This is a genomic window from bacterium, from assembly GCA_024226335.1.
Taxonomy (GTDB): domain Bacteria; phylum Myxococcota_A; class UBA9160; order SZUA-336; family SZUA-336; genus JAAELY01.
Genome location: JAAELY010000124.1, coordinates 1 through 5,538 on the forward strand (window position 1 = coordinate 1; position 5,538 = coordinate 5,538).

The window sequence follows — 5,538 nt, forward strand, 5'->3', positions numbered from 1 at the left end:
CGAGGCGATCAAACGCCTCGATGACAGTACCTACAGCAAGGTACAGGAGACGATTCCGAAGAACTCCCTGAGTGACCTGCTGTCGGAGCGTCGCGAAGAGATCATCCGTTCGATCGCACAGGCGGCCAATGACGAGCTACGTCCCCTGGGAATCGCGATTCTGGATCTCCGTATTCGCCGCACGGACTATCCGGAGTCGAATCTGAAGAAGATCTTCGATCGCATGCGGACCGAGCGCAATCGATTCGCGTTGAAGTACCGTGCCGAAGGCGAGGAACAGGCCCTCGAGATCCGTTCGAAAGCGGATCGCGAAGGGCTGGTGATTCAGGCCAATGCCGAACGCGCCTCCACCCGCCTGCACGGCGAGGGCGACGCCGAAGCGACGCGGATCTACGCCGAGGCGTACAACCAGGACGCCGAGTTCTACGGGTTCCTGCGCAGCCTCGAAGCTTATAGGAAGGCTCTCGACGACCAGACCACGATGGTCTTGTCGAAGGACGCGCCGTTCCTCAAGCATCTGTTCGATCCTGGAACCACGAGCAAAAAGCGCCGCTGACTACTGCTGGATCTGACGGTAGCGGTACGTGCCCAGGGCCAGCGCGAGCAGGGTGACAGCCCAGATCGGCAGAAACGCGGGAAGTGCGCCGCTGCGTCCGACCAGCAGTCCGGCGGTCCAGAACAACCAGTAGCCGGCCGCGCAGATGATCGACATCAGGAGTGCGCGGGGCAGGGAGTCGCCCCGTTCCACGTCGCCGATCGCGAAGGGAATCGCCAGTAGCACCAGGATCAAGACCGCGAAGGGCTGGGCGAGTCGGCTGTGGAACAGCGTCTCGAGCGTCGCGAGTTCGGCGTCACTTCCGCTGTGCTTGCGAATCGCTCGGTTGAGCTTGTGTAGGGTGGCCGTGGCGAGCTCAGGTGCGGCCCCCTCCAGATCCTGACCTGTGATTCCCAGGTCGAGTTCCATCGAACTCTCGGTGCTCCTTCGCAGATCGCCATCGCGATCGAACTCGCGAATCGTGGCGATGCGGAACTCCCAGGTACTGCCGGAGATATTCGTAGCGCTGCGGGCTTCGATGCGGCGCGAGATGCGCCTCTCATCGTCGAACTGGAACACCGATACTCCCGAGAGTCTTCGCGTTTCGGGGACGTAGTTCTGCGCGGAGAGGATCGAGTTCCCGTCCGCGTACCACCAGCGATCGATCATATGCTCTGGCTTCGATTGCTCCTCGGCGGTACGGGCCTCGGTGCGCGACAGTGCCTGGCGTACCGGCATCAGCACACGGTCCTCGAGGATGCCGCTGAATGCGGAAATGCCCGCTGCGCCGAGCAGCAGGGGGATCAGCGCGACGCGCAAGGGGATTCCGCCACAGCGAATCGCTGTTACCTCGCGATACCGGACCGCGTGGGACAGGCTCCATACGACGCCTGTCAGGCAGGCCATCGGCAAACCCAGCGCCACGATATCGAGAGAGCGGAGCAGTACACCACGCAGCCCCATGGCTGCGTCTTTGCCGATCTGGTCCAGGTGCAGCAGCGTGTCCGCTGCGACCCAGGTGATCAGAAGGCCCAGGAACACGCCGCCTGACGCGATCAGGAACTGAACCAGAAGATAGCGGGAAACCGTACCCACTCTGGCAGGATACGCGTGTTCACCGGCGTTGCAACGCCTCTCGTAAGGCTCTAAGGTCGCCGGAATTCCAGGCAGAATGAGCGTGTGATGAAGGTGATTGGCGGAAGTACTGAATTGCCGGCGAGCGAACGGGGAGTCGTCCTCACCGTTGGCAATTTCGATGGGATTCATCTGGGGCATCTCGCCCTGATTCGGGAACTCATGGAGCGCGGCGCTGCCCTCGGCGTCAAGACCGCCGTGTATACCTTCGATCCACACCCGCGGCAGGTGCTCTATCCAGATCGGGTACAGGCCAGACTCATGTCGTGGGAGCAGATGGCTCTCGAGTTGCAGGAACTGGGAGTGGACTTCCTGATCCGGGAACCGTTTACGCGAGAGTTCGCTTCACTCTCCGCCGAGGCTTTCTTGCAAGGAGTGATCGCCGAGCGTATTGCGCCACGCGATCTCCTGGTGGGTCGCGACTTCCAGTTCGGGAAGGATCGGAGCGGCTCGGATGAGACTCTGGCGCGTATTGGTCCCGATCTGGGGATCCGGATCGCGATCATTCCACAGGTAACTGCGGGGGGCAGCGATGTTTCGAGCACCCGAATTCGCAAAGCGCTGGGCGAAGGCGACGTCAGTGACGCAGCTTTGTGTCTAGGGCGCCCCTATTCAGTCTGGGGGAAGATCGTCGAAGGCGATCGGCGCGGTCGAACCCTGGGTTTTCCTACCGCGAACCTCGAACCGGAAAACGAGTTGATCCCCGCCAATGGCGTGTACGCCACGACGGTTCGCATATTCGAGGAAGGCCGTCTTTCAGCGGAGGAGCGTCCCGCGGTGACGAACATCGGAACGCGTCCAACCTTTGACAAGGGTCAGGTACTGGCAGAAACGCATCTGCTCGATTTTTCTGGGGACCTGTACGGACGGCGCATCTCGCTGGCCTTTTGCGAACGCATTCGCGATGAGAAGCGCTTCTCCGGCCCTGCCGAACTCAAAGCGCAGATTGCAGAAGACGCAAGACGCGCCGGAGAGATCCTGAGGTCGAGGAACTCGTGACGGAATCCCCGGCGGGCCGCTCCCGGCGGAAACTCTTGCTGGACTGGAAGGTATGGGTCGGGATCGCGCTTCCGGTCGCGGCATTGCTCTATACGGTCCACGATATTCGCTTTGCTGATGTAGCGGCGGATATTGCGGGCGCGCGTCTTCTACCGATCGCCCTGATCATTCCGGTGAATCTATTCGCGCTCTGGTTGCGTTCGGCTCGCTGGACGCTCTTCACCGCATCGCTGAGCAACCCGCCAGCACCGTTCATACCCCACCTCCAGGCGACGGCGGTCGGTGCGTTCGCCATCAATGTGCTGCCGTTTCGCATCGGCGAACTGGCCCGGCCCTGGGTATTGGCGAAACAGACCCAGTTGACCGGTTCGGCGGCCCTGGGCACGGTGGTACTGGAACGCGTCATCGATCTGACGACTCTCTCGCTGGTCGGCGGTGGGTTGCTGTACTTCCAGGCCAAGACCCTGCCCGCATGGGTGCAGACCGGGGGCATATTGGCCGCGACCTTCAGCGCCTTGCCGGTCGCCTTTCTGGTTCTGTTGCGGTTGAGGCGAGACTGGGTGCTCGGTTGGATAGAGCGTCCGCTTGGCTATGCGCCGGCGAGCCTGCGAAATTCGGCCATGGAGCTGGTACGCGAAGTGTGTCTGGGCCTCGAGTCTTTGCGTGGTCGGCGTACCGTGACACTGGTGGCGCTCCTGTCTCTGGTTCTCTGGGTTCTGGTAATTCCTCTGCCCTTTGCACTGGGCCTTTTCGCCTTCGGGGTCGAAATGCCTCCGGCTCAATTCGTCATGGCCGTGATGACGGCTCATGTCTTTACTGCGCTTGCTGTCGCCGCTCCATCCGCGCCGGGTTTCATTGGCGTGTACCACTTCGCGTGTCGTGAAGCTCTTGCGCTCTTTGGTGTTTCTTCAACGGTGGCGGTAGGCTTCGGTACCGTCGTGCACATGTCCTACTGGTTGCCGATTACGCTGGTTGGCGCCTTCGCCGCCATGCAGGTCGGAGCCCGGATGAGAGACATCACGGAGCCTTCTCTCGGTAAAGCTGCATCTGAGCCACACCGATAAAACTCGCCGAACCACTGGTACTTGCGATGTCGCTCGCGGCAGCGCGTGACCGGTCTCGGAGACAATCGGTGAACGAACGGATCGGCGAACTCCTGGTACAGAAGAACCTCCTTTCGCAGGAGGAATTGCGTCGCGCGAAAGAGGAATCGCGCGCGACGGGAACGCGACTGGGATACCAGATCACGAAACTCGGGTACGTGCAGGAGAATGACCTCGCTGAGGTCGTTTCCGGGCAATACGGAGTTCCGGCAATCGAACTCGAAGACTTCGAGATCGATCCCGAGGTGGTTGCGCTGATTCCCGAAGACGTTGCGACCAAGCACACGATTCTTCCGGTGAATCGTGCAGGCTCCACATTGATCATTGCGACAGCGGATCCCTCGAACATTTTCGCCATCGATGACGTGAAGTTCCTTACGGGGTACGACGTCGAGTCTGTCATCGCGGCCGAGGAAGCGATTCGCCGGGCCATCGAGAAGTACTACGACAATGGCGAATCGATGGACGAAGTCATGGCCGGCTTCGACGATGGCGATTTTGAAGTCGTCAGCGACGACGATTCCGTCGACGTCGAAGAACTCGAGCGTGCGACCGAGGACGCGCCGGTCGTCAAACTGGTCAATCTGGTGTTGACCGATGCGGTGAAGAAAGTCGCTTCGGATATCCACATCGAACCCTACGAGAAGGACTTCCGCGTCCGCTACCGCATCGATGGTGTGCTTTACGAAGTGATGAAGCCGCCGCGCAAGCTCAAGAACCCGATCACCTCGCGCGTGAAGATCATGGCCGATCTCGATATCGCGGAGCGTCGTCTACCCCAGGATGGTCGCATCAAGCTCAAGATGGGGCGGAACAAGGAGATGGACTATCGCGTCTCCGTCCTGCCGACACTCTTTGGTGAGAAGATCGTTCTTCGTCTCCTGGACAAGGGGAATCTCCAACTCGACATGACGAAGCTCGGTTTCGCCGAGGCGCAGCTCGCTGACTTCCAGAACTCGATCCATCAGCCTTTCGGGATGGTACTGGTCACGGGCCCGACGGGTTCAGGAAAGACCACCACTCTGTATTCGGCACTCTCCGAGCTGAACACGTCTACGGAGAATATTTCGACCGCCGAAGACCCTGTCGAGTTCAATCTGAGCGGTATCAACCAGGTGAATATGAAGGAGGACATCGGTCTCAACTTCGCCACCGCGCTCAGATCTTTTCTACGTCAGGACCCAGACATCATCATGGTCGGTGAGATTCGTGACTTCGAGACGGCTGAGATCGCGATCAAGGCTGCACTCACCGGCCATATGGTGCTCTCGACACTCCATACGAACGATGCGCCGAGTACCATCAATCGCCTGCTCAATATGGGAATCGAACCATTCCTCGTCGCGAGTTCCGTGAACTGCGTCGTGGCCCAGCGTCTTGCCCGCAAGGTGTGTCCGGAATGTGTAGAGAACGACCCGGAAGTCATTGCTGAGGAACTCGAAAAGGCCGGCATGTCGAGCGAAGAAGCGGCCAGTTGTACTCCGGTCAAGGGAGCCGGTTGCGCCAACTGTTCAGATACCGGGTTCAAAGGTCGAATTGCGGTGTACGAGGTCATGGTGATGACCGAGAACCTGAAGGAGTTCGTGCTGAACGGTGCGAGTGCGGCCGAGATCAAGCGTGAGGCGATTCGCGGTGGAATGTGTACGCTGCGAAGAAGCGCTTTGAACAAGGTTATGGAAGGCACGACGACAATCGGCGAGGTCTTCCGCGTATCGGCCTCGGACAGCTAGGGAAACGAATGGCGAATCTGCATCAATTATTGAAGGC

5 protein-coding genes are annotated in these 5,538 nt (G+C 60.0%); 4 read left to right on the forward strand and 1 reads right to left on the reverse strand.

All coding sequences use genetic code 11. From position 1 onward, the window contains the following. Positions 1-556, forward strand: a 556-nt coding sequence (gene hflC, locus GY725_05705) for a protease modulator HflC (protein ID MCP4003672.1), incomplete at its 5' end; no start/stop codon positions are given. Here hflC and GY725_05710 read toward each other — a convergent pair. Next, positions 557-1,630: a YjgP/YjgQ family permease gene (locus GY725_05710; GenBank protein ID MCP4003673.1), complete on the reverse strand. Its 1,074-nt coding sequence runs from the start codon at positions 1,628-1,630 to the stop codon at positions 557-559. Between the two features lie 87 nt (positions 1,631-1,717). Here GY725_05710 and GY725_05715 point away from each other — a divergent pair, with 87 nt between their 5' ends. The 3 genes from GY725_05715 to pilB are packed head-to-tail and all read left to right on the forward strand — an operon-like array spanning position 1,718 to position 5,501. Beyond that, entirely contained in the window at positions 1,718-2,668 is a 951-nt protein-coding gene (locus GY725_05715) for a bifunctional riboflavin kinase/FAD synthetase (protein ID MCP4003674.1), read from the forward strand. Then, entirely contained in the window at positions 2,665-3,732 is a 1,068-nt protein-coding gene (locus GY725_05720; protein ID MCP4003675.1) for a flippase-like domain-containing protein, read from the forward strand. The genes GY725_05715 and GY725_05720 overlap by 4 nt, the downstream gene beginning before the upstream one ends. A gap of 26 nt (positions 3,733-3,758) precedes the next feature. Next, positions 3,759-5,501: a type IV-A pilus assembly ATPase PilB gene (pilB, locus tag GY725_05725; protein MCP4003676.1), complete on the forward strand. Its 1,743-nt coding sequence runs from the start codon at positions 3,759-3,761 to the stop codon at positions 5,499-5,501. Positions 5,502-5,538 lie beyond the last annotated feature (37 nt).